22 protein-coding genes are annotated in these 24,427 nt (G+C 36.4%); 2 read left to right on the plus strand and 20 right to left on the minus strand.

The window, feature by feature from the left end; all coding sequences use genetic code 11:
- Positions 1–74: 74 nt before the first annotated feature.
- Complete coding sequence (gene efbA / locus AC4BC7_RS03835) at positions 75–1,769, plus strand: fibronectin-binding protein EfbA (protein ID WP_207940590.1); 1,695 nt, start codon at positions 75–77, stop codon at positions 1,767–1,769.
- 281 nt (positions 1,770–2,050) lie between these two features.
- Here efbA and AC4BC7_RS03840 read toward each other — a convergent pair whose 3' ends face one another.
- From AC4BC7_RS03840 to AC4BC7_RS03925, 18 genes are all read right to left on the minus strand, one after another.
- The gene (locus AC4BC7_RS03840) at positions 2,051–2,731 is read right to left on the minus strand and encodes a carbonic anhydrase family protein (RefSeq protein ID WP_207940656.1); all 681 of its coding nucleotides are present in this window, start codon (positions 2,729–2,731) and stop codon (positions 2,051–2,053) included.
- Between the two features lie 90 nt (positions 2,732–2,821).
- Positions 2,822–4,372 (minus strand): histidine kinase N-terminal 7TM domain-containing diguanylate cyclase, encoded by a 1,551-nt coding sequence (locus AC4BC7_RS03845; RefSeq protein ID WP_243430441.1) that lies wholly within the window; start codon positions 4,370–4,372, stop codon positions 2,822–2,824.
- 83 nt (positions 4,373–4,455) lie between these two features.
- The gene (gene pyrE, locus AC4BC7_RS03850; protein WP_243430443.1) at positions 4,456–5,088 is read right to left on the minus strand and encodes an orotate phosphoribosyltransferase; all 633 of its coding nucleotides are present in this window, start codon (positions 5,086–5,088) and stop codon (positions 4,456–4,458) included.
- Positions 5,089–5,091: 3 nt separating this feature from the next.
- The gene (gene pyrF / locus AC4BC7_RS03855) at positions 5,092–5,808 is read right to left on the minus strand and encodes an orotidine-5'-phosphate decarboxylase (protein WP_243430445.1); all 717 of its coding nucleotides are present in this window, start codon (positions 5,806–5,808) and stop codon (positions 5,092–5,094) included.
- Positions 5,805–6,737 carry a dihydroorotate dehydrogenase gene (locus AC4BC7_RS03860; protein ID WP_207940591.1) on the minus strand — a complete coding sequence of 311 codons (933 nt, stop codon included), beginning with the start codon at positions 6,735–6,737 and terminating at the stop codon, positions 5,805–5,807. The genes pyrF and AC4BC7_RS03860 overlap by 4 nt, the downstream gene beginning before the upstream one ends.
- The gene (locus AC4BC7_RS03865; protein ID WP_207940592.1) at positions 6,737–7,516 is read right to left on the minus strand and encodes a dihydroorotate dehydrogenase electron transfer subunit; all 780 of its coding nucleotides are present in this window, start codon (positions 7,514–7,516) and stop codon (positions 6,737–6,739) included. The genes AC4BC7_RS03860 and AC4BC7_RS03865 overlap by 1 nt, the downstream gene beginning before the upstream one ends.
- A gap of 21 nt (positions 7,517–7,537) precedes the next feature.
- Entirely contained in the window at positions 7,538–10,720 is a 3,183-nt protein-coding gene (carB, locus tag AC4BC7_RS03870) for a carbamoyl-phosphate synthase large subunit (protein WP_490503901.1), read from the minus strand.
- A 1-nt stretch (position 10,721) separates the two neighbouring features.
- A complete protein-coding gene (locus tag AC4BC7_RS03875) occupies positions 10,722–11,801 on the minus strand; it encodes a carbamoyl phosphate synthase small subunit (protein ID WP_207940594.1) in 1,080 nt (359 codons plus the stop codon).
- Between the two features lie 2 nt (positions 11,802–11,803).
- On the minus strand, positions 11,804–13,090 hold the full coding sequence (gene pyrC, locus AC4BC7_RS03880; RefSeq protein WP_490503902.1) for a dihydroorotase: 1,287 nt from the start codon (positions 13,088–13,090) through the stop codon (positions 11,804–11,806).
- A 12-nt stretch (positions 13,091–13,102) separates the two neighbouring features.
- Entirely contained in the window at positions 13,103–14,029 is a 927-nt protein-coding gene (locus tag AC4BC7_RS03885; RefSeq protein ID WP_207940596.1) for an aspartate carbamoyltransferase catalytic subunit, read from the minus strand.
- 12 nt (positions 14,030–14,041) lie between these two features.
- The gene (locus AC4BC7_RS03890; RefSeq protein ID WP_207940597.1) at positions 14,042–15,325 is read right to left on the minus strand and encodes a solute carrier family 23 protein; all 1,284 of its coding nucleotides are present in this window, start codon (positions 15,323–15,325) and stop codon (positions 14,042–14,044) included.
- 1 nt (position 15,326) lies between these two features.
- Positions 15,327–15,863, minus strand: coding sequence for a bifunctional pyr operon transcriptional regulator/uracil phosphoribosyltransferase PyrR (gene pyrR / locus AC4BC7_RS03895; RefSeq protein WP_207940598.1), 537 nt, complete (start codon positions 15,861–15,863; stop codon positions 15,327–15,329).
- Between the two features lie 246 nt (positions 15,864–16,109).
- Entirely contained in the window at positions 16,110–17,015 is a 906-nt protein-coding gene (locus AC4BC7_RS03900) for an RluA family pseudouridine synthase (RefSeq protein WP_490503903.1), read from the minus strand.
- 1 nt (position 17,016) lies between these two features.
- Positions 17,017–17,475: a signal peptidase II gene (lspA, locus tag AC4BC7_RS03905; RefSeq protein WP_207940600.1), complete on the minus strand. Its 459-nt coding sequence runs from the start codon at positions 17,473–17,475 to the stop codon at positions 17,017–17,019.
- A 17-nt stretch (positions 17,476–17,492) separates the two neighbouring features.
- Positions 17,493–18,182 (minus strand): CBS domain-containing protein, encoded by a 690-nt coding sequence (locus tag AC4BC7_RS03910; RefSeq protein ID WP_207940601.1) that lies wholly within the window; start codon positions 18,180–18,182, stop codon positions 17,493–17,495.
- Positions 18,183–18,305: 123 nt separating this feature from the next.
- Entirely contained in the window at positions 18,306–18,965 is a 660-nt protein-coding gene (locus AC4BC7_RS03915) for an HI_0552 family protein (RefSeq protein ID WP_207940602.1), read from the minus strand.
- A gap of 135 nt (positions 18,966–19,100) precedes the next feature.
- Positions 19,101–20,765 carry a formate--tetrahydrofolate ligase gene (locus AC4BC7_RS03920; protein WP_207940603.1) on the minus strand — a complete coding sequence of 555 codons (1,665 nt, stop codon included), beginning with the start codon at positions 20,763–20,765 and terminating at the stop codon, positions 19,101–19,103.
- A 96-nt stretch (positions 20,766–20,861) separates the two neighbouring features.
- Entirely contained in the window at positions 20,862–21,263 is a 402-nt protein-coding gene (locus AC4BC7_RS03925) for an EbsA family protein (RefSeq protein WP_207940604.1), read from the minus strand.
- A 74-nt stretch (positions 21,264–21,337) separates the two neighbouring features.
- Between AC4BC7_RS03925 and AC4BC7_RS03930 the strand changes: the two genes are divergently transcribed.
- A complete protein-coding gene (locus tag AC4BC7_RS03930; protein ID WP_207940605.1) occupies positions 21,338–21,754 on the plus strand; it encodes a ribonuclease HI family protein in 417 nt (138 codons plus the stop codon).
- Here AC4BC7_RS03930 and cls read toward each other — a convergent pair.
- Entirely contained in the window at positions 21,734–23,200 is a 1,467-nt protein-coding gene (gene cls / locus AC4BC7_RS03935) for a cardiolipin synthase (protein WP_207940606.1), read from the minus strand. The two genes, AC4BC7_RS03930 and cls, sit on opposite strands and share 21 nt — an antisense overlap.
- Positions 23,201–23,210: 10 nt before the next feature.
- Positions 23,211–24,347 (minus strand): cation diffusion facilitator family transporter, encoded by a 1,137-nt coding sequence (locus AC4BC7_RS03940; RefSeq protein ID WP_207940658.1) that lies wholly within the window; start codon positions 24,345–24,347, stop codon positions 23,211–23,213.
- Positions 24,348–24,427 lie beyond the last annotated feature (80 nt).

Here is a 24,427-nt window from a genome sequence, read left to right on the forward strand (position 1 = left end):
CTATCTTCCTCTTTGTTTTCTGAAGTATTTTAGCTATAATGGAGAAAGACTATTTAAGAAATGAGGGATAAACGATGTCTTTTGATGGTGTATTTACCCATTTAATGGTAAAAGAGTTATCCGAAGAACTGATTCATGGAAGAATCAATAAAATTCAACAACCCTATGAGAATGAAATCGTCTTAATCATTCGTTCAAAAGGAAAAAATCATAAATTGTTATTATCAGCTCATCCAAATTATGCACGTGTTCAATTAACTTCGATGAACTACTTAAATCCAGACACTCCACCTAATTTTGTTATGATGCTTCGTAAATATTTAGACGGTGCTATTTTAGAACAAATTGAACAGTTGGATAATGATCGTGTATTACATTTTAATTTTAAAAAACGAGATGAATTAGGTGATTTGCAGCAAATTGTTTTAGTTGTGGAGCTAATGGGACGCCATAGCACAGTCTTACTCTTAAATAAAGAGACTGGTAAAATTTTAGATGCGATTAAGCATATCGGTAGTGCACATAACACCTATCGTTCATTGCTGCCTGGTGCGGAATATATCGCTCCTCCTAAGCAAGATACCTTAAATCCATTTACAGCCAGCGATACGCAAATTTTTGAAAAGCTATCTACACTTCCTGAACTAAATGGCAAAGCTTTACAGCAACGGTTCCAAGGATTAGGAAAAGATACTGCTGACGAATTAGCCGCTCGTTTAAACGAAAAACCTAATGAAAAACTTCCAGTATGGCAAGCATTTTTTAACGAGTTGCAAGCGCCAGTACCAACCTATATTCAAACCGAACAAAAAGAATTCTTCACACCGATTCTTTATCCTTCTTTACATGGTATTGAACTGACAACGTATCCTTCTTTAAGCACACTCTTAGATGCTTTTTACCATGAAAAAGCTGAGCGTGATCGAGTCAAACAACAAGGCAGTGAGCTGTTAAAAAAAGTTGAAAATGAATACAAACGAAACCAATTAAAATTAAAAAAACGACAACAAACACTTGCCGATTCAGAAAATGCTGAAGAATTTCGTCAAAAAGGCGAACTGCTAACCACATTTATGACGCAAGTTCCTAGAGGTGCTACTGCTGTTCAATTAGAAAACTATTATGACGAGAACCGTTTAATAGAAATTGCACTTGATCCAGCATTAACACCCAATCAAAATGCCCAAAAATATTTTCAACGTTACCAAAAATTACGTAATGCTGTAAAATTAATCGGAGAACAAATCCGTGAGACCAAAGAAGAATTAACTTATTTAGAATCGATTTTATCGCAACTGGAATTAGCAGGACCTATGGATATTCATGTGATTCGTGAAGAGTTAGTTGAGCAAGGCTATTTAAAAAATCGCAATCTGAAAACAAGGAAAAAAGAGAAAAAATCACAACCTGAACACTTTCTATCTTCGGATGGTACAGAAATTCTAGTTGGGAAAAATAATTTACAAAATGACCAATTAACTTTACGTACTGCGCGTAAAACCGATTATTGGTTACATGCAAAAGATATTCCTGGATCACATGTCATTATTCGTAGCAATGAACCATCCGAAACAACAATTTTAGAAGCTGCCGAAATCGCAGCTTATTACTCAAAATATCGTTATTCAGCACAAGTTCCCGTTGATTTCGTTCAAGTGAAACATATTCGTAAACCAAATGGTGCCAAACCTGGTTATGTGATTTATGAAAATCAAACGACTTATTATGTCACTCCATATGAAGAAAATGTACTAAAATTGAAAAAATAGCTATTACCTCTTATTACGATGTGTAATGAGAGGTTTTTTTACGTATTTAGAATCTGAAGGATGTTTGTTGATGTTGTTGCTGGGTGGGTTTTATTGAAGTGCAATTTTTGCTAAATTTGGTGAGGGTGGATTGATTTTGATAGGATTATTTTAAATGCAATAATAGTTCGAATAGGCGATTTGTATGTATTAATTCTCTTTATTTCTATATCGCGTATGCGATAATAGTTTCTTTCCTTCTAAAAAAAAGAAACAGCCAACTTAATGACTGTTTCTTCTCTTTATTTACTGTAGTAAATCGGACGATCTTTTTTATTTTGTAGCGGACGATTATTGTTTTCTAACACTTCTTCACGAAACTCTTCAATAAACAAGCGGCTCATCTCTCCGATTGTATCAAAGACAAACCAATTCACAGGTCCTTTGGTTGGAGGCGTTGTTAACGAGCCTACATAATGGAAATGACTGTGTTTTTCTGGTAAGAAAATTGATGGATCGAACCATTGGATATGATGATCAAAATCCCAGATACTATCATCTTGATCGTTACAAATCCAATTTAATTTGTCTGTTAAATTAAACAAGACTCCTACTACTAAGTTTTCTTGGTTTGCATTTGTATGCACTAAATGAAATTCTAATTCTGTTTGTGTGTCATCAATGACATGTTCGCTAGGCATATGGAAATGAATATCTGTCAAATGATATTCGACGCCTTTGAAAACAACATAACTTTCTGTGTTGTAGGGTACAAAATGGATAGTGTTTTTGAATTCTTTTTCGGTAAATTTTTCTTTTTTATAGTGGAAAGAAAGAATTTCATCGCCAATGTCTTGTGTTTCATCATGAATCAGATGAATTGGTGATTGATAAGGATATTTCGCTCCTTCAGCGTACCAATCACATAAGGTGTGCCAATGTTCTGGACCATTAGCTCCAGAGTAGCTCCATTCCACGTCCATATTCCTTTTTTTCTTCAATGAATTTCCTCCTTTAATGAGTGTTATAATCACTCATTTTTTTATGCTAGCAAATTTCAAATAAAAAGAAAATCATTTTGCACTTGAATTTATGTGCATTTCTTGTGTATTTTTATACAAACAAACTTGATTTCGTCCTTTTGTTTTAGCTTCGTATAATGCCACATCTGCTTGTAAAAGTAAGTCTTCTAATGATATTTTTTCTTTTTCATTGGAAACACTAATACCAATGCTAACTGTGACTTCAATTTTTTGATTTACCCATGTAAAATCAGTTTCAGAAATTTTTTGTCGAAGCATTTCAGCTATTACTTTTGCTTGTTCAATATCAATCGAAGTGAATAAAAAAGAAAATTCTTCCCCTCCATATCGACCGAACACAGCCTGCTGAAATCCTTGCATACTTTGACGCATTTCATAAGATAAAATTTGCAATATTTTATCTCCACAGGGATGTCCATAACGATCATTAATCTGTTTGAAATTATCAATATCCAAAAGTAATGCTATATTTCCTGTATCTTCTTGATTTTTTATCAGTAATTGCTCTGCCTTGTCAAAAAATGCTCTTCGATTATAAATATCTGTTAAGTAATCCATCGTCGCTTGTACGTGTAATTCCTTTAGTAATTGTTCTTTTTCTGTAACATCATGTAATACAATATAATATCCGCCTTGTTTAAAATTGGTAATTTCTTGAATTTGCGAGACTTCATAAATGTGTTCAATCTCATCAACAAAAACGACGATTTGTTTATTGGTTAAGAGCTGTTCTAAGAGTGGAATACTTTCTCCTGCACTCACTTTATTTAATTCTGGAAAAATGTGTTTCGCAGAAGTATTCGCATCAATATAGTGTTTTTTCTTATTAAATACGATAAATCCATCTGCCATTGTATCAATCACTTGATCTTTAACAATAGGCATGACTCGTAAAAGATTATGACTGTTCGAAGAATAAATCAACATGACAATCGTAACAAGTGTCGCTAAAGGCGTATAATCAAAACGCACCTTATCTGTTTCAGCCATCACATAAATGACTGAGGTAAAAATTGGTAAAGAAAAACCAATTAATAAAGGCACACTTTGTTTTTTCATTAAAGAATTGTCGCCAAAAAACGCTTCAAATAATAAGCCTAAAATACAAACTGTAACACAATATTGATAGACAACATGAATGTGGTACAGTGGTCCTGGTGTGATTTGCGCGTTTGCAATAATAGTATTCGAAACATACTGTACATCTTCGTAAAAAAGACGTTGATACGGATATGTTTGCATTCCTATAGAGCTTATCATGGGAAAAATAAACAAAATAAACAACTGAAACTTCGTAACTTTTTTTTGCCCAAAAATATCTCTTAAAAATAAATAACTATTTGATAGAATGAATGGAAATCCCATATACTGCATACGAACGCTGTAAAAGGCTTCATAGAAGTTATCTGACACCAATTCTAAGAAATAACCAAATATATAAAGAAATAATTGTAGAGACAATAAAATAAAAAAATACGAATTTTCTGCTTTTCGATATTTCAACGAATATAAAAGCATACCTATCGAAATAAAAATTGAAATAAAACTGACTAATACGGGGAATTCAGATAACCCCATCATTGATCTTCACTTTCCTTTATAGGCTAAAATCGCACTTAATATTCTACTTAAGCGCGATTTTCCAACTATTCTTATTTGTTTTCTTATTTATTCCAGTTTTCTGGGTCTTGTTTCCAAGCTTTTAATAATTCTACATCATCTTCTTTAATGTAGTTTGAAGCTAATGCAGCTTCGATTAAAGTAGAATAGTTTGTTAACGTTGTTAAAGCAATTCCAGCTTTTTCGAAATTCGCTACACCTTTTGGTAATTCATAAGTAAAGATAGCTGAAACACCTACAACATCTGCACCTTCACGTTTCGCTGCTTCACAAGCTTCTAAAACACTACCACCTGTTGAAATTAAATCTTCAATAACAACCATTTTTTGACCTTCTGTAATACGGCCTTCAATTTGGTTGCCTTTACCATGGTCTTTTGCTTTGCTGCGAATATAAACCATTGGTAAATCTAAAATATCTGCTACCCAAGCTGCATGAGGGATCCCAGCAGTTGCGGTTCCGGCAATTACTTCAACATTTGGATACGTCGCTTTAATTTTATCAGCTAATCCTTGTGCAATTGCTTTACGAACTTTTGGATAACTCATTGTAATGCGGTTATCACAATAAATTGGGCTTTTAATCCCACTTGCCCAAGTAAATGGGTCATTAGGGTTTAAGAATACTGCTTCAATATCTAATAAGTCTTTTGCGATTGTCGTTTCAATTGTTGTCATTAATTATTTTTCTCCATTCCATTCATTTTTAATAGCATGATATGCTGCTACTGGATCATCTGCTTGGGTAATTGGTCGACCAACAACAATTACACTTGAACCAATTTCTCGTGCTAATGCTGGTGTAACCACGCGTTTTTGATCTCCTACAGCCGCTCCACTTGGACGAATACCAGGTGTTAAACACATAAATTCGTCAGAAGTTGCTTCATGAATTTTCGCAGCTTCTAGTGCAGAACAAACCACACCGTCAAGTCCAGCTTTTTCAGCACATTTCGCATAATTTAACACACTTTCTTCCAATGTTGCTGAGATTAATTGTTCTTTTTGCATTTGTTCCTCCCCAGTTGAGGTTAATTGCGTCACTGCAATTAGTTGCGGAACAGGCTCGCCAGATTTTGTTCCACTAGCTAGGCCACGTTTAGCTGCTGCCATCATTTCGATTCCACCAGCCGCATGAACATTGGTGATTGTTACACCTAATTTTGCTAATCCCTTCATTGCATGCTCAACTGTATTGGGAATGTCATGCAATTTTAAATCTAGGAAAATATCATGACCTAAGTCTTTTAACCAGCGTACAATTGCTGGCCCTTCTTGATAAAAAATCTCCATACCTACTTTGACAAATAATTTTTCGTCAGCAGGAAATTTGGCTAAAAAGCTTTCAATTTCTTTTTTTGATGGAAAATCTAAAGCAATAATTGGTCTTTCGATCATTGATTTCTGCCCTCTCTCACTTCTTTAATTAATGTTTCTAGTGATGAAATTCCCAGTTCGGCCATTCGTTTTGGTAATTCATCAATTAATTTTGGACAAATATACGGATCCGTAAAGTTTGCCGTCCCTACACCAACTGCACTGGCTCCTGCTAGATACATTTCTAACACGTCATCCACCGTCATCACACCACCCATTCCGATAATTGGCAGTGTTGATACATTAGCAACTTGATTAATTAAACGAATGGCCACTGGTTTGATTGCTGGTCCAGATAAACCACCTGTTTGATTTGCTAAAATTGGCTTACGTGTTTTCAAATCAATACGCATGCCTAACAATGTATTAATCATCGTAAAACCATCGGCTCCACCATTTTCAATAGCTTTAGCGATGGGGACAATATCGGTTACATTTGGTGATAATTTGACATAAATAGGCACTTGAGAAACAGCTTTAACTGCCTTTGTTAATTCATATGCTACATCTGGATCAGTTCCAAATGTGATACCACCATGCTTTACATTCGGACAAGAAACATTTAATTCAATCGCTTTGACATTTGGTGCTTTGGATATTTCACGACATACTTCAACATAATCTTGTTGGCTAGAACCTGCGACATTCGCAATAATCGGTAAATCTGGATGTTTGATTTGCAAATCAGGTAAAATTTCCGTCATCACAGTTTCTAATCCAGGATTTTGTAATCCGATTGCATTAAGCATTCCACTAGGCGTTTCCGCAATACGCGGTGTCGGATTTCCAAAACGAATTTCAGGAGTTGTTGCTTTAATCATAACAGCACCTAGTTTATCAATATTATAATACGTATCATATTCTTTTCCAAAGCCAAAACAGCCACTTGCGGGCATAATTGGATTGGTTAGTTCCAAACCAGGTAAACGGATAGCTAGGGGGTTGGACATTATAATACCACCTTTCCAGCTGGGAAGATAGGTCCTTCATCACAAATTTTCACACTTTTCTGACCACTTTCATCTTCTTGTAAATGACAAACACAGGCATAACAAGCACCCATTCCACATGCCATTCTTGCTTCTAAGGATAATTGGACGTTCGCTATCTTACCTAAATAACGACTTTCCACGGCACGTAACATCCCATTTGCACCACAAGAAAAAACAGCATTGGGTTGTTCCATCATCTGTGCTAATAAATGCCCGACATGTCCATGCGTTCCATAACTACCATCGTCTGTGGCAATATACGTGTCACCTAATGCCAAAAATTCTTCTTCATAATACATTACTTCTTTTGAAGCAAAGCCTAAAAAATGAACAGGTGTGACACCTTTTGCGATTAATTGCTTAGACAGCTCGTAAAGTGGAGGAATTCCGATTCCTCCACCTACGATAAATGCTGTATCTCCTGCATGAAGTTCAGAAAGTTGGAAACCATTGCCTAAAGGCCCCATTACATCAAGTTTATCTCCTACTTTCATTTCAGAAAATACTCGTGTGCCATCACCTTCTACCCGATAAATAATGCGACAAGTTCCTTCTTCATGATTGATATCATTGATACTAATTGGTCTGCGTAACAACAAATCATTTTGTGGTACACGAAGATGTAAAAATTGACCAGGAACTTCCATCTGTTCAACCAGTGCCCCTTTTAAAGTCATTTCATAAATTCGTGGTGCTAATAATCGTTGTGCAGTAATTTCCATTAACTCCTGTTTCATGTGCTGATTTTCCCTTCTGTTTTAAATCGCTTTAGTTGAAAAGGCGCGCGACTCCATCACTTTTAAAATGGCATCTGCCGTATCTAACGAAGTAAATAACGGTACCCCATGTTCAACCGCTTCACGACGAATCATAAAGCCATCTTGAGACGCATCTTGGCGATTTTTATCCATTGTATTAATTACTGCTTGCGTATTTCCATTACGGATTTTATCTAAGACCGTTTCTTCATTTGTTTCAGTAATTTTCGCAACTTGTTTTACATGTAAACCGTGTTCCTCGAAATAGGTAGCCGTCCCACTAGTTGCAGTTAAGCTAAAGCCAATATCTGCAAAACGTTTGGCTAAATCTAGTGCCTCTTCCTTCGTTTCATCAGCAATCGTAAATAATACTGAGCCAAATTTTGGAATGTGTAAACCTGACGCTTCAAATGCTTTATACAAGGCTTTTTCCAAATTATTGTCAGACCCCATAACCTCTCCTGTTGATTTCATTTCAGGGCCTAAATAAGTGTCTACTTTTAATAGTTTTGTAAATGAGAAGACCGGTGCTTTCACGTGAACTTCATTTGTCGTTGGATACAAGCCATCTTCATAACCTAATTCCGTTAAACTTTCGCCTAAAATAGCTTTGGTTGCTACCTGTGCCATTGGAATACCCGTTACTTTACTCAAGAAAGGAACGGTACGGCTAGCACGTGGATTAACTTCAATAACATACACTTGGTTATCATGGATAACGAACTGAATATTCATCATACCGACACAATTCAAGCCTAATGCTAAACGTTTTGTATAGTCTTCAATCGTTGCAATAATTTCATCTGATAGATTTTGTGGTGGGTAAACGGCCATTGAGTCGCCTGAGTGAACTCCTGCACGCTCAATATGTTCCATGATACCTGGAATTAAGACTGTTTGACCATCACAAATCGCATCGACTTCACATTCTTTCCCAATTAAGTATCGATCGACTAAAACTGGGTGTTCTGGTGAAGCTTTTACGGCATGTTTCATATAATCTTCTAAATCACTTTGATTTTCTACAATTTCCATTGCACGTCCACCTAAGACATAACTTGGTCGTACAAGAACAGGATACCCGATACGCGCTGCAATTACTACTGCTTCTTGCGCATTTGTTGCTGTATCACCTGGTGGTTGTGGAATATCTAACTCTTTTAAGGCATGTTCAAATAAATCACGATTTTCAGCGCGATCAAGATCCTCAATACTAGTTCCTAAAATTTTCACACCAGCTTTAACAAGTGGTTCCGCTAGGTTAATAGCAGTTTGTCCACCGAATTGGACAATAACTCCCACTGGTTTTTCAAGGTCAATCACATTCAACACATCTTCTAAAGTTAACGGCTCAAAGTATAATTTATCAGAAATTGAAAAGTCAGTAGAGACTGTTTCTGGGTTGCTATTCATAATAACTGCTTCATAACCAGCGGCTTGAATGGCTTTTACTGAATGCACTGTGGCATAATCAAACTCTACGCCTTGACCAATTCGGATGGGTCCTGAACCTAATACTAGAACCGAAGCTTTTTCACTTCGAATACTTTCATTTTCAAACTCATACGTGCTATAGAAATACGGTGTTGCAGATTCAAATTCAGCTGCACAAGTATCTACCATTTTGTAAACTGGCAAAATACCCTTTTCTGTACGTAACTGACGGATTTCAACCGCTTCAGTTTGCCAAAGTTCGGCAATTTTGCGATCTGTAAAGCCGTTTTGTTTCGCTGTTTTTAAGGTTTCTAAATCATTTGGTTTTTGTTGTAAGGCCTGTTCAATTTCAATAATGTGTAATAATTTATCTAAAAAGAAACTATCGATTTTTGTTAAATCTGCTAATTCTTCAATGGTGTATCCACGACGAATCGCTTCTGCTAAGTAGAACAAACGATCATCTTGTGCTTTTATTATTTTTTCAGTTAAAACTTCATCTGAAACTTCTGAAAACTCAGAAATTTCTAGGTGGTGACTACCAATTTCTAGCGAACGCACAGCTTTCAGCAAGGCCTCTTCAATATTACGGCCAATAGACATGACTTCCCCTGTCGCCTTCATTTGTGTTCCCAAAATACGTTCACCAGATTCAAACTTATCAAATGGCCAACGAGGGATTTTAGCTACAACATAGTCTAATGCTGGTTCGAATTCAGCATACGTGGTTTCAGTCACTGGATTTTTCATTTCATCTAATGTTAAGCCCACTGCAATTTTAGCCGCTAATTTTGCAATTGGATAACCTGTAGCTTTACTTGCCAAAGCCGATGAACGAGAAACACGCGGATTTACTTCAATGACATAATAGTTAAAACTATGTGGATCCAAGGCTAGCTGAACATTACAACCACCTTCAATTTTCAAAGCACGAATAATTGATAGAGAGGCATCACGTAACATTTGATATTCATAATCAGACAATGTTTGACTTGGAGCAAAAACAATCGAATCACCCGTATGAATCCCCACTGGATCGAAGTTTTCCATGTTACACACTACAATCGCATTATCAGCAGAGTCGCGCATGACTTCATATTCAATTTCTTTGAACCCTGCAATACTACGTTCAATCAAACATTGGGTTACTGGTGAAAGTTTTAACCCATTTTCTGCGATATGGCGTAATTCTTCTTCGTTAGCACACATACCGCCACCAGTTCCGCCTAACGTGAATGCTGGACGTACAATAATTGGGTATCCAATTTCATTGGCAAAATCAACAGCCTCTTCAACAGTTGTTACAATGACTGATTCAGGAATTGGTTGATTTAATTCTTCCATTAACTGTTTGAATAAATCACGATCTTCCGCTTGATCAATCGCTGAAAGTTTTGTTCCAAGTAATTCGATATCTAATTCTTCCAAGATACCTGATTTAGCAAGTTCCATCGCCATATTTAGTCCTGTTTGCCCGCCTAATGTCGGTAAAATAGCGTCTGGTTGCTCTTTTCTTAAAATTCTTGAAACAAATTCGAATGTGATTGGTTCAATATACACTTTATCAGCAATTTCTTTATCCGTCATAATTGTCGCTGGGTTGGAGTTAACTAAAATAACTTCGTACCCTTCTTCTCTTAATGCAAGACAGGCTTGTGTTCCTGCATAATCAAATTCTGCGGCTTGTCCAATGACAATTGGTCCAGAACCGATAACCATAATTTTTTTAATATCTGTACGTTTTGGCAATTTAGTTCTGCTCCTTCCATGCATCCATCATTTCTAAAAATTCATCAAATAAGTGTACTGCGTCATGCGGACCAGGTGCTGCGTCTGGATGATATTGCACGCTAAATGCTGGATAGTCTCGGTGACGAACACCTTCAATAGTCCCATCGTTTACTTCCACATGAGTTACAATTAGTTTTTCTGTGTCAACAGATTGTTCATCTACAGCATAGCCATGATTTTGAGAAGTAAAATCAATTCGTCCAGTTGCAATCTCACGGACTGGATGATTTAATCCTCGATGACCAAACTTCATTTTATAAGTGTCTGCACCATTGGCGAGAGAAAATAGTTGGTGACCTAAGCAAATCCCGAAAATTGGTACTTTCCCTTGAATTCCCTGAATCATTTCAATGGCTTCAGGAACACTTTTAGGATCACCAGGACCATTTGTTAACATTACGCCATCTGGAGATAATTCTAAAATTTCTTCGGCTGTCGTATTATAAGGCAAAACCGTCAAATTACAATTGCGTTTTGATAGTTCGCGCATAATACTGTGTTTCAAACCAAAGTCAATTACTACCACATTGTGACCTGTTCCAGGACTTGGATAAGGCTTCATTGTAGAGACTTGTTCCACTTGGTTTGTTGGTAATACTGCTGCTTTTAATTGATCATATGCGTGACTGAACTCGTCGCCACTATCAACGATGCTTGCTTTCATCGTTCCATGTTGACGAATTTTACGAGTTAGTGCACGTGTATCAATTCCAGAAATCCCTGGAATTCCTTTACGTTTTAAAAACTCGTCTAATGCCATTTGATTTCTCCAATTGCTTGCTCGGCGCGCATGCTCTTTTACAACAACACCTTTACAAGTTGGTGCAATTGATTCGTAATCATCACGATTGACACCGTAGTTTCCAACCATTGGATACGTAAAAGTAATAATTTGTCCATTGAAACTTTGATCGGTAATCGTTTCTTGATATCCGGTCATACTTGTTGTAAAAACAACTTCTCCATAAACATTTACTTCGGCGCCAAATCCTTCGCCTTCAAAATAGGTTCCATCTTCTAAGATCAGCCAACGCTTCATGATTATTTACCGTCCTTTTGCCATACAAGTTTTCCATCCACAAAAGTGAATAAAGTATCTCCGTACAATTTCCATCCTACAAATGGTGTATTAACAGATTTTGATAAGAATTGTTTGTCGTCAACGATATATTCTGTATCTAAATCAAAGACTGCTAAGTCAGCAGGCGCTCCGATTGTTAATCGTCCAGTTGCTTCTAAACCAAAAATTTCTGCTGGTTTAACTGCCATCCAGTCAATAACTTGTTCTAAAGTAAAGATACCTGTTTTAACAAAGTGGGTGTAAACCATTTGGAAAGCATATTCTGAACCAACAATACCGAATGGTGATTTTAAGAATGTTTGACACTTTTCTTCTAAGCCATGTGGCGCGTGGTCTGTTGAAATACAATCAATTGTGCCATCTAATAAGCCTTCAATTAACGCCTTTTGATCTTCATTCGCACGTAAAGGGGGGTTCATTTTCCAAAAACCATTATCTTCTGGAATATCTTCATCGATTAACACTAAGTGATGTGGGCAAACTTCAGCAGTTACATGTACACCAGCTTTTTTCGCTTCACGGATAACACGAACACTCTCTTTAGTAGACACATGGCAGACGTGATAATGTACGCCAGTTTCTTCAGCCAATAACAAATCGCGAGCAATCTGTGATGATTCTGTTACACTTATAATCCCTGGTAATCCTAATTCTTCTGAACGTTTTCCTGCATGCATTACCCCGCCAAATAATAGTGATTCATCTTCTGTGTGAGCCACAATTGCCATGTTATTTTTCGCAGCTTCTTTCATCGCAAGATACATGGTACCAGCTGTTTGAACACCCACACCGTCATTAGTAAAGGCAAAAGCACCTGCCTTTTTCAAACCGACTTGGTCAACTAGCGTTTCACTACGTAATTCTTCAGTAATTGGTGCATATTGTAAAACTTTCACTACTGCATCGCGATCGATAATCGCTTGTACTTGATTGAATTTTTCAACAGTATCTGGTACTGGATCAAGATTGGGCATTGCACAAACAGTTGTAAAACCACCACGTGCCGCTGCCTTACTACCTGTCTCAATCGTTTCTTTATAGGTAAACCCTGGTTCTCTAAAATGAACATGAACATCGACCAAACCTGGTGTAATCAATTGGCCTTTTGCATCAACAATTTGATCAAATGATTCATTAGTAAAGTCCTCACCAACAGCATGGATTCTGCCATCTTTAATCCAAACTGACACAGGTGTTAATTGATTGTCGTGGGAAATAATTTTCCCGTTTTTAATTAATGTATTCATTTAAATTCCTCCTTATGATTTACCTTCTAAAATAGCTTCCAAAATTGCCATACGAACAAAGACACCGTTTGACATTTGTGTAACAATTCTTGATTTATAGCTTTCAACTAATGAATCCGCAATTTCGACATCGCGATTAACTGGGGCAGGGTGCATAATAATTGCTTTTTCTTTCATTTTAGCAGCACGTTCGATTGTTAGTCCATACTGTTGATGATATTCTTCTTTTGAAAAACTTTCGTGTTCATCATGACGTTCATGTTGCACACGTAATAACATCATAACATCGACTTCTTCTATCAACTCATCTAAGGGCATATAGTGTCCATAAACTTCAAAGGATTGATCATACCATGTTTCAGGTCCTGAGAAAAATACTTGTGCCCCTAAACGTTTTAACATTTGCATATTCGATTTCGCTACTCGTGAATGGGTAATATCCCCAACAATAGCTACTTTTAAGTTTTCAAAAGAACCAAACTCTTCATAGATAGTTAGTAAATCTAATAGACATTGGGTTGGATGTTGACCGCTACCATCGCCGCCATTAATAATGCTACATTGAATCGTACGACTTTGGATTAATTCATCATAGTAATTTTCATCTCCATGTCGAATTACGGCAGCATCCACGCCAATAGCTGACATGGTTAAAACCGTATCGTATAAGGTTTCCCCTTTTTGTACTGAACTTTTATCTGTATCGAATTCAATCACATCGACGCCTAGTTTCTTCTCTGCTATTTCAAAACTTTTATGTGTTCGTGTACTATTTTCAAAAAATAAGTTAGTTACAAAGTACTGATCTTTTGCAGGTGTCCATTTCGCTCCGCGTTTGAACTCCTGTCCGCGACGAATTAGTCCCATCACTTCTTGATCTGTTAATGCTTCCACTGTTAATAAATGTTTTAAACTAACTCGTTCTGATTTGATAATCATTCCTTTTGCCCCCTACTTTTCTTCGTTGCGTGCTGTATTTGGTAAAATTAAATTAAGAACTATTCCTAAGACGGTTGCCAGTGCCATCGCTGATAATGTGAAGGCACCTGCTTCAACTACTAAACCACCGATTCCTGTTACTAATATAACGGAGGCAATTAATAAATTTTTCTTTCGGTCAAAATCAATTTGATTTTCAATTAAAATTTTCAACCCGCTAGCGGCGATAACCCCGAACAAGACAAAACTGATACCAGAAATAACTGGTCCAGGGATACTTAAGATGACTGCACTAACCTTGCCAACAAAGCCAAGTGCGATAGCAAACACTGCAGCACCGCCAATGACAAACACGCTGTGAACACGTGTAATCGCAAGTACACCAATGTTTTCGCCATAACTTGTTACTGGTGGACCGCCGATTAGTCCAGCGACGATTTGAGCGGCACCATCACCGGCCAACGTTTTATGCAAGCCTGGGTCTTCAAAAAAGTTACGTTTAGTTAATTTATTTAAAACCATTAAATGACCAATATGTTCAGTCATTGTTACAAACGCAATTGGTGCCATCGTAATTATCGCTCCGATTTCTAAGGTCGGTGTATATTGGACGAACGGAATTTCAAAATTCGGTAAGCCAACCCACGGTGCTTGTTGGATAATACTAACATCCACAATCCCGAATGCTAGAGCAAGTACATACCCACTAATGATTCCTAGTAAAATTGGAATTAATCCTAAGAATCCTTTGAACCACATGTTGAAAAAAATCGTTAAAGCCAATGTCAATAAAGCAACTACTACATATTTGAAATCATATTTTCCAGCTTCATTGAACATGGCGCTATTAGCAGCATTACTAGCTAATCCTAAACCAATAACCATTACTACTGGACCAACAACAATCGGTGGTAAAATTTTATTTAACCAATCTGTTCCACTGCGTTTGACAATCATCGAAACAATAAAATAAACAACTCCAGTAGTAATTGCACCTTGAGCAATCGCGCCGTAGCCTTTTGTTTCTAGGAGCATTTTCATCGCAGCTATAAAAGCAAAGCTACTTCCTAGATAAGCAGGAATTTTCCCTTTTGTAATCATTAAGTAGACAATGGTACCTATTCCTGAACTCACCAGCGCAATACCTGGATCTAGTCCCACTAATTTAGGAACTAAAACTGTCGCACCAAACATGGTAAACAAATGCTGTAAACTTAATCCTATCCATGGTAAGACAGCTGGTTTATCTTGAATATCAAGAACCGCCTCAGGATTTCTAAAGGTCTTATCCTTCATGTTACGCCTCCTCACGATCGATTAAAATTCGATCGGCTCCATCCGTTTCTTCCATTTCTACAATAATTTCTTCAGTTAAGGCTGTTGGAATGTTCTTACCAACAAAATCTGCGCGAATCGGTAATTCGCGGTGTCCTCTATCAACTAAAACAGCTAGCGAGATACGTTTCGGACGTCCATAATCCATTACAGCATCCAAGGCTGCGCGAATTGTTCGTCCTGTATATAATACATCATCGACCAAGATAACTTCTTTGCCTTCTAAAGAAACCGGAATATCAGAAGAATGCAATTCTGCTTCGCCAACTTCTTTATGATCGTCTCTATATAAGGTAATATCTAGTTCACCAACAGGCACTTCTACATTTTCTAATTGTTGTAGACGTTGGGCGATGCGTTGAGCAATGTAAATGCCTCTAGTTTTGATTCCGACTAATACCACATTCTCGATCCCACGATTTCTCTCAATAATCTCATACGTGATACGAGTTAACGCGCGTTTCATTGTCACTGCATCAATGACTTCTTTTTTTGACATATGTCATCCTCCCTAGAATTTAAAACATAAAAAAACTCCTGCCCGAATAAGGCAGGAGTGAAGGTTCAACTATACACGCGTCCTATAAAAAGACACACTTCGTCTCTTCAAATAGTATTTCGTTTATCCGCAGATAACGAATCTATTTGCTCACTTCCTTCTTAGCCTCACGGGACTAACTTAAAGGATCATTTTAAGTTTTGTTATTTTTCTTAAAGACAACTATACCTTTGTTGAGAGAAAAAATCAAACCTTTTCACGTAGTTTTTTTAAATTTTTTTCAAAAATCTCTGGTAAAGGTGCTTCAAAGACCATTTGTTGGTTTGTTCTAGGATGAGTAAACCCTAGTAATTTTGCATGAAGAAATTGGCCGTTGCCTTTTAATGTTTTTTTCGGACCGTAGATTGGGTCACCAGCTACAGGAAAACCGATATATTGCATATGCACACGAATTTGGTGGGTTCTTCCAGTTTCTAATTGCAATTCAACTAAAGTGAAATCACCAAAGCGTTCTAAAACTGTAAAATGCGTCACTGCAGGTTTCCCTTCTTCAATGACTGCTTGCATTTTGCGATTCGTTTTAGATCGACCAATTGGTGCATTGATGGTTCCTTTTTCATGAGAAATATTTCCATGCACCAAAGCAATATATTTTCGTAAAGAGGTTTTGTCTTTTAATTGCTTTGCAAGAGATTCATGAGCCGCATCATTTTTGGCAACCATTAATAAGCCCGATGTATCCTTATCAATCCGATGAACAATCCCAGGGCGTACTACATCATTAATACTGGATAAATCTTTTAAATGATATAACAATGCGTTAACTAGTGTGCCGTTAGGATGTCCCGCAGAAGGATGAACAACCATTCCTTGAGGTTTATTAATCACTGCAACGTCTTCATCTTGATACACAATATCTAATGGGATATCTTCTGCTACTAAATCTAAAGTAACTGGTTCAGGAATCGTAATAGTAAAATGATTCCCTGCTTTCACTTTATAGTTGGCTTTAACTGGTTGATTGTCCAAAGTCACTGCATCTTCTTTTAGCCATTGTTGGACTTGTGAACGGCTATAATCTGTTAACTTCTCTGCCAATACTTTGTCTAAACGACCTTTTTCATCCGTAATTGTTACTTCTAATTGTGTCATTTTACTTTCCTTTCATCTTTTCATCGAAAATTGTATAAATAAAAATTAAACCTACTCCGATGCATAAAGCCATATCTGCCACATTGAAAATCGGAAAGTTCATAAAATCAGTTTGGAACATATCTACCACATATCCTAAGCGTATACGGTCAATAAAATTCCCTAAAGCTCCTGCTAACACGAAGGATAAACCGAGGATAAATAATTTGTTTTCGTTACGGTAACGAATCATTAAATACGTTACTACTGCCACTGCAATTAGCGTAATGACTGTAAAAAAGCCCATTTGTCCTTCAAAAATACTCCAAGCAGCACCTGTATTTTGAACGTACGTAAAGGAAAGAATATTAGGGATAATAGATTGGGCGTCACCTAAAGCAAAGTTAGAGACAATCCAAAATTTCACCCATTGATCCAGTCCAATAATAATCGCACTTAATAGAAAATAAAAAGCTAACAATTTTTTCAACTCTTTTCTTATAGTTTAAAAATATCTCGTGGACGAATAATCCCTAATAAACGCCCATTAGGATTTCCGTCTTTAGTAATCAAAATTGAATCCAACATGCCATTATCATGAAACATTCGTTCAATTTCATTAATCGAAGTATATTGTGAAACAAATGTATAGTTCGTCGGTTTACCATCTTTGATAATTAAGTCTTTGGCTGTTCGATTGTCTATTTGAATATCACCTTTTAGACTTTCTTTTGCAAACCAATATCCCAACGCTTTTAAAGTAATCAACCCTTCAAAATGTCCTTGGTTATATAAGGGGAACTGTGAGTAACGTTTTTTAGCAACGATTTGTAATAATTCTCGAATCGAAATGTCTTGTTCAAAACCAGTGACATGTTTGGCAAAACGCGGCAAAACTAATTCCGGTTGAAGCAAATCCATCTCAATTTTCCGAATACGATTGACTAACCATTGATTTGGTTCAGCAATAACAAAATTCTCACCAATTTTCTCGTGTACAATTGCATTACGCAACTGTGAAATTTGAAGTAAATCATTTTCATATTTTTTTATTGGTAAATCAGGGCGGTTAGAAAGTTTGCGCACCATTTGACTAAAGCCCATATTTTTCGGATTACCAAGTTCATCTTTCAGCCATTTTTCAATACGATTGAAACTACTTAAAAATACATCTGCCGCTTCACCCATGAAAATCCTCCTTCAACTACCTATCCATAGACTTTCTTAGTATAGCGTAGAAATGTCTAGAGTGGAATCACTTATTCATTTATTATAACGAATTTGTTCAAAAAAGAAAAATTCTGCTTGAAGTTAATCCGTTATTTCTTCTAATAAACGATAAAGTTGTGTCAACTCATTAAAAACCTGGATGATTTGTCCTTCAACATCGGGCAGTTCTGCGCGGAAAAAAAGTTTGCCCAATTGAAAGGTTTGTTGGTTCACTTCATCTTGAAATCTCTGCTGAACCTGCGCATCCGCTAAATAATTTTTCAAAGGTAAATGGTCCGTCAACTCATGTTCTTGCTGAGGCCAAATATAATAATCGCTCACATCCACTTGTTCACTCCATTTTGGTAAATACGCTAATAGTTGATTGTATTGCTCTTTTGTTCCTTGACGTGTCTCACTTTTATATTCTTGAAACATCAAATAAACTTGTAATTGTTTTTTGTTCAACAAAACACCGATACACGCATTCTCGTTTTGTCTATGCGCTCCTCGATAGGCACTCCAATAATGCGAGCGAAGATTCCAACCATTTGTCCAACTTTCAACTTTGGGCTGTGCAAAATAATTAGAAGCAAGTTCTTGATAGATGTTTTGCTGCAGGTGTTTCCATTTGTCCCAAACATCTTTAAAAGATGCTTTTACCTGTGAAAGCTCTTCTTCTGTATGGGTTTCTTTTAATTGTTTAAACGCAAATTGTTTTCTATCAAAAATAGCAAAATCTTTCTCATATAAAGTTGTCATTTCAAGCTCCCTCCTTAAAAAGACTTTAAAAAAACTCCTATACATGATGAATAGTTAACTACAATAATCCATATCAAAAAACTTTTAAAAGTTTTTTTACAAAAGAAGAGGAACAGCTAGACTGTTCCCCCTTTTTTAAAATAGACCGATTGCACGACCATTTTCATCAATATCCATATTCAATGCTGCAGGTTGTTTTGGTAATCCAGGCATCGTCATAACATCGCCCGTCAAGGCAACGATAAAACCAGCTCCTAGTTTTGGAACAAACTCACGGATAGTCACAGTAAAATCAGTTGGTGCTCCTAATAATGTAGGATTATCAGAAAATGAGTATTGCGTTTTTGCCATACAAACTGGTAAATTGTCCCAGCCTTGTTGCGCAAAAGTTTTTAATTGGGTTTGTGCTTTCGCACCAAATGACACATCTTTCCCACCATAAATCTTAGAAACGATTGTTTTCACTTTTTCCTCAATAGACAATGAGTCTTCATATAAACGTTGATAGTTCGCTTCTTTCGTTTCAATAGCGTCCACGACGGCTTCTGCTAAGTCTTTTCCACCAAGACCTCCATTTGCCCAAACAGACGCACGACGGATGGTCACATTTTCTTGTTGACACAATGCTTCTAATTGTAAAAACTCGGCTTCTGTGTCAGTGATAAATTCATTAATTGCTACTACAACTGGTAAGCCGTAGTGTTGAATGTTTTGAATGTGACGTTGTAGATTTGCAAAACCTTTAATAACGGCTTCTACATTCTCTTGACCTAAATCTGTTTTTGTAACGCCACCATGCATTTTTAATGCTCGAATAGTTGCTACAATTACTACCGCATCGGGCGCTTTTCCTAGATTAGGTACTTTGATGTCTAAAAATTTTTCAGCACCTAAGTCGGCACCAAAGCCTGCTTCTGTTACAACATAATCACCTAGGCTTAAAGCCGTTTTAGTAGCAATCACGCTATTACAACCATGTGCAATATTGGCAAATGGTCCACCATGGACAATAGCAGGTGTCCCTTCAATAGTTTGAACCAAATTAGGTTTAATGGCATCTTTCAGTAGCAACGCTAACGCACCTTCGATTTTCAAATCACCTACTGTCACAGGTTCTCTTTGGTAAGTATAGCCAATTAAAATCTGACTTAAGCGCTCTTTTAAGTTATGAATATCTGTTGCTAAACATAATATTGCCATAATTTCGCTTGCTACAGTAATATCAAATCCATCTTCTCTTGGAACACCTTGAAGTGGACCACCTAGTCCTACTACAACTTGACGTAACGCACGATCGTTTAAGTCAACAACTCGTTTCCAAATTAATCTTCTTGGATCAATATTTAATTGATTTCCTTGATGAATATGGTTATCAATCAAAGCAGAAAGCGCATTGTTGGCTGTCGTAATTGCGTGCATATCGCCTGTAAAATGTAAGTTAATATCTTCCATTGGTAAAACTTGCGCATAACCGCCACCTGTTGCGCCACCTTTCATTCCCATGACTGGGCCTAATGAAGGTTCGCGTAAAGCAATGACCGCATTTTTATTAATTTGATTTAAACCATCTGCTAAACCAATCGAAATAGTTGATTTACCTTCCCCAGCTGGCGTGGGATTAATTGCTGTGACTAAAATTAACTTTCCTAAATCAGCATTGTTATTTAACTTAGTAATATCAATTTTTGCTTTATATTTACCATATAATTCTAAATCATCTTCTGTAAGCTTCACCTTTTTAGCAATTTCTTGAATTGGTTTTAATTCTATTTCCTGAGCAATTTCAATATCTGACTTCATACATAAACTCCTTTTTTAAACCTTTTTTCCATTTATTATAACTAAACTTGTCGTAAAAAGCATCTTAAATTTAAAGAAGGTTAAAAGCCTAAGCTCCTAACCTTCTTTTTGTAGCTGAATGGGAATAATCTGTTTACTCTCTTCTTTAAATAATGGCAACATTTTTCTATTCACCCTAAATTCAAGGGTTTGTTTTGGTAATTCTATTTCAATTTTATTTTCTAAAAAACGAAATTGCTTAATATCTTGATAAGCAAAAGTCTCATTTTTCCAAAAACGCGCATAGGTCACTTGAACACCTTTGTTATCTATCATTAGCCAGCGCTTTCGCGATAGATAAACTAATAGCAAAAACAAAAGTAGAAATAGGAAACTCTTAAAATGAATTTCTGCTTTTTCTAAAGCAAAAATCAAACTAAAAAATAATGCAATTAATGCAATTGACCAATAAATAACTGCCAAGGCATGTTCTAATTGCCAACGAATCTTGTATTTCATTCTTTTCCCCTTTCCACATGAATCATCAATGCGTATAATAAAGTTGGAGCACTAACCAAGAAGGAGTTTTGTTCATGATTAAAGCCTATATTGATGCAGCAACTAAAGGAAACCCTGGACCTAGTGGCGGTGGATTTATGCTCACAGGAGAACAATTATATATCCAGGAATCATTTGCTTTACCAAAATTAAGTAATCATCAAGCAGAATTTGCGAGTTTTTGCGCCTTATTAGATTATTTATTGGCGAACAACTACCAAACCCAAACGATTATGGTTTACACCGATAGTAAGATTTTAGCGCAAACTGTTGATAAAAACTATACGAATAATTCAGATTTCCAAGATTATTTACACAATATTCAAGAAAAACTACCATATTTCCCTTTGCTAATATTACAGTGGATTCCGGAAAGTAAAAACAAAGGGGCTGATAATTTAGCACGACAAGGATTACAAAAAGCGTTAAAACTACAAAATCGGCGAAAGTAAGCGTGAGAAGTTTTGCTTAAATCGTAGCCAATAAGATTGTTCTTTAATCATTCGATCAGTTAATAAACTTGACTGTTTCATATCTTCCTCAAAGATTTCTGCTAACTCTTCCGCAACTTCGCGATTATAAGCAAAGGCGCTCACTTCAAAGTTTAATGCATAGCTACGAATGTCTTGGTTGGTCGTACCAAAAGCTGCAATTGTATCATCCATGACAATCGTTTTTGCATGAATAAAGCCACCTTCGTAAATATAAATTTTAACTCCTCGACGTTGTAAATAGTTCGCATAATACTGTGTTGCACGATAAATAAAAGGATGGTCTGGCATTGAAGGAATCATCACTCGGACATCCACACCAGAACGAACCGCAACTAAAAAGGCATTAATCATTGCATCGTCTGGAATTAAATACGGCGTTTGTAACCACACACGTTTTTCTGCAGCTAACAACATTTTAGTAAAGCCACCTTTTAAAACTTGCTCTTCGGTTTCTGGACCATCAGCAACAACTTGCATACTCACATTTCCCGCTTGCTCAATAGGTGGTACCACAAAATAGCGATCTTCGTATTCTAACACATCTTCTTCTTTCAAAATAGACGCATTCCAATCACGAATAAAAACTTCTTGCAACGTAAATGAAGCTGTTCCTACAATTCGAGCATGAGTATCACGCCAATAACCGAACTTTTTCGTTTCTTCAAGATATTGGTCCCCTACGTTAAAGCCACCCGTCCAGCCAATCATACCATCAATTACCACAATTTTGCGATGTAAGTGATAATTCAGTCTTGTTTTACGAATTAAATTACGTGAAGTGATAAATGGAGCCACTTTCCCACCAACTTTCAGTAATGGACGGAAAAATTTTTCATTGGTTTTTCCACCCCAAGGATCGAAAACCACACGCACTTCTACGCCCTCTTTTGCTTTTTCAACGAGGAGGTCTAAAAAACGATTTCCAATTTTATCATCGAAAAAAGCATAATATTCAACATGAACGTTATCTTTGGCATGACGTATATCTTCAAACAACGCATCAAATTTCTCTTTACCATCTGTATAAAAAGTGACGGCATTCCCTTTGGTTAGTGGTGATTCTTCCATGTTTCTAAAATAATTTTTTAATAGTTCAGATTCTTTTGTTTTCACTGTTTGATGAAAATAACGATTGTTTTCTTCAATAATTTCGTTTATCTCGGCAATTCTATTTTGATGACCTTCGCTAAAGCGATAAATGATTTCTCCGTCGATTCCTCTTCCACAAAAAGCATATAAAATAAAGCCAACACCTGGAAGAAAGACCAATGTCATCATCCATGCCAGCACACTGGCAATTGATCGTGGTTTTCGAAAAACGGTTATAAACGCCCCAATCGTATTAATCACGATTAGTCCCCACACTACTTGATAGGCAATTGCCATATCCATTGTAAATTCCATCTTATTCTCCTTATAATAAATAATTATGATCTAACGTTACATCTAACCCGTACATACCAATTTTCTCATGGACTGCCTGTTGAAGCAAGTCTATTAATTCCGTATCAGTTAAATGAAAATCATCAGGTATGACTAAATCAAACTGTAAAATTTGTTCACTTTTCAAACGAAAATCATGCATTCGTAATTTTTCATCAATTTGTAACACAATGGAACGCATACGATGAAAAATAGCAATATAATTTGCATCGCGAATATTTACAGGATCTAAATGGCACACTAGTTCGACATCCAATTTATTATGAAAGTCTTTTTCAATTTCATCAATAATATGGTGCGCTTTGGTTAAGGTCATCCCCGCGTCCACTTCAATATGAACGGAAGCAAATCGTTTTTGAGGTCCATAGTCATGAACCAATAAGTCATGATAACCTAAAATCGAACCATAGGAGGATAATTTCTTTTCCATCTCTTGAATCTCTTTATCTGTTGGACGACTTCCTAATAATTCATTAATAAAATCTTTGACCATCGTATATCCACTATACAAAATATATAGTGCCAATAAAAATCCAACATAACCATCGATTCGTAAATTTGTTGCCCACTCAAACAATGCTGAAACTAAAACAGCAAGTGTTGTGTAGACGTCATTTAAGCTATCCTTGCTAGTAGCCTTTAACGTTTGTGAGTCAATTTTTTTCGATAAAGTAAGGTACATTCTTCCTTGCAAGACCTTAATAACAATCGAAGCAATTAAGACAATGAATAATGCCAATGATAATTTAATTGGTTCAGGATTCAAAATTTTTTCAAAAGAAGATTTTAAAAATTGAAAACCAACCAATGCAATAATTAATGAGATGAGTAAACCACTAATATATTCAAAGCGCTCATGCCCATAAGGATGCTCACTGTCTGCCGGTTTAGCGGCTACTTTGAAACCTATTAACGTTAGTACTGATGAGATAGTATCCGATAAACTGTTCATCGCATCAGCCATAATGGAAACTGACCCTGCCGCAAAACCTATTAAAAATTTCCCAATAAACAGAACTAAATTTGAAAGTAGACCTAAAACACCTGCTAGTTGGCCTACTTTTGTCCTTTGAGTCTCTTTATTTTCCTTCTCAATTTTTTTTAACAAAAAATTCAACATTCTCAAAGAACCCCTTTTCAATACACTTGTTGTTATTTTACCTTGAAACCCCCATTTTCGCCAAATGA

The organism is Enterococcus sp. AMC1623 (genome assembly GCF_058216495.1).

Excerpts from the sequence above, each read along its gene's own strand:
- efbA (WP_207940590.1), top strand. The coding sequence starts at position 75 with ATGTCTTTTGATGGTGTATTTACCCATTTAATGGTAAAAGAGTTATCC.
- AC4BC7_RS03840 (WP_207940656.1), bottom strand. The coding sequence starts at position 2,731 with ATGGACGTGGAATGGAGCTACTCTGGAGCTAATGGTCCAGAACATTGG.
- AC4BC7_RS03845 (WP_243430441.1), bottom strand. The coding sequence starts at position 4,372 with ATGATGGGGTTATCTGAATTCCCCGTATTAGTCAGTTTTATTTCAATT.
- pyrE (WP_243430443.1), bottom strand. The coding sequence starts at position 5,088 with ATGACAACAATTGAAACGACAATCGCAAAAGACTTATTAGATATTGAA.
- pyrF (WP_243430445.1), bottom strand. The coding sequence starts at position 5,808 with ATGATCGAAAGACCAATTATTGCTTTAGATTTTCCATCAAAAAAAGAA.
- AC4BC7_RS03860 (WP_207940591.1), bottom strand. The coding sequence starts at position 6,737 with ATGTCCAACCCCCTAGCTATCCGTTTACCTGGTTTGGAACTAACCAAT.
- AC4BC7_RS03865 (WP_207940592.1), bottom strand. The coding sequence starts at position 7,516 with ATGAAACAGGAGTTAATGGAAATTACTGCACAACGATTATTAGCACCA.
- AC4BC7_RS03875 (WP_207940594.1), bottom strand. The coding sequence starts at position 11,801 with ATGAAGCGTTGGCTGATCTTAGAAGATGGAACCTATTTTGAAGGCGAA.
- pyrC (WP_490503902.1), bottom strand. The coding sequence starts at position 13,090 with ATGAATACATTAATTAAAAACGGGAAAATTATTTCCCACGACAATCAA.
- AC4BC7_RS03885 (WP_207940596.1), bottom strand. The coding sequence starts at position 14,029 with ATGATTATCAAATCAGAACGAGTTAGTTTAAAACATTTATTAACAGTG.
- AC4BC7_RS03890 (WP_207940597.1), bottom strand. The coding sequence starts at position 15,325 with ATGAAGGATAAGACCTTTAGAAATCCTGAGGCGGTTCTTGATATTCAA.
- pyrR (WP_207940598.1), bottom strand. The coding sequence starts at position 15,863 with ATGTCAAAAAAAGAAGTCATTGATGCAGTGACAATGAAACGCGCGTTA.
- AC4BC7_RS03900 (WP_490503903.1), bottom strand. The coding sequence starts at position 17,015 with ATGACACAATTAGAAGTAACAATTACGGATGAAAAAGGTCGTTTAGAC.
- AC4BC7_RS03910 (WP_207940601.1), bottom strand. The coding sequence starts at position 18,182 with ATGGGTGAAGCGGCAGATGTATTTTTAAGTAGTTTCAATCGTATTGAA.
- AC4BC7_RS03915 (WP_207940602.1), bottom strand. The coding sequence starts at position 18,965 with ATGACAACTTTATATGAGAAAGATTTTGCTATTTTTGATAGAAAACAA.
- AC4BC7_RS03920 (WP_207940603.1), bottom strand. The coding sequence starts at position 20,765 with ATGAAGTCAGATATTGAAATTGCTCAGGAAATAGAATTAAAACCAATT.
- AC4BC7_RS03925 (WP_207940604.1), bottom strand. The coding sequence starts at position 21,263 with ATGAAATACAAGATTCGTTGGCAATTAGAACATGCCTTGGCAGTTATT.
- AC4BC7_RS03930 (WP_207940605.1), top strand. The coding sequence starts at position 21,338 with ATGATTAAAGCCTATATTGATGCAGCAACTAAAGGAAACCCTGGACCT.
- cls (WP_207940606.1), bottom strand. The coding sequence starts at position 23,200 with ATGGAATTTACAATGGATATGGCAATTGCCTATCAAGTAGTGTGGGGA.